We start from the raw sequence: 347 nt of genomic DNA on the forward strand, positions 1-347 counted from the left end.
GGTTTTTAATAGTAAAATTGCGCTTTGCCTTTTTACCAACTGCATTTATAGTATATTGGATTCTAGTTCACTACCGTGTAGGTAGTATAGAAATATATAAGTGGATGTATAATCAAGAAATATACTGCTTATTGAGTAGGTTAAAAAATAGAATTTTAAAAGCGATTGATGCAATCTCTTTAATATTTATATCCTATGTTATACCCAAAAGTTGAAAAATACATTTTTAAGAATTAAAACGATATTTTAATGATATAACTTCATAATAATATTTACAAAATTTAACAATTAAACTATTAAATGCAGTTGCGTCGATTTTTTTCAGACACTATACTTTACAGATAATT

1 protein-coding gene is annotated in these 347 nt (G+C 24.5%); it reads left to right on the forward strand.

From position 1 onward, the window contains the following. On the forward strand, positions 1 to 215 hold a 215-nt coding region (locus H3U97_RS11460; protein ID WP_232343817.1), incomplete at its 5' end, for a hypothetical protein. Positions 216 to 347: the final 132 nt, after the last annotated feature.

The organism is Gilliamella sp. W8128 (assembly GCF_016100545.1).
Classification (GTDB): Bacteria; Pseudomonadota; Gammaproteobacteria; order Enterobacterales; family Orbaceae; genus Gilliamella; species Gilliamella apis.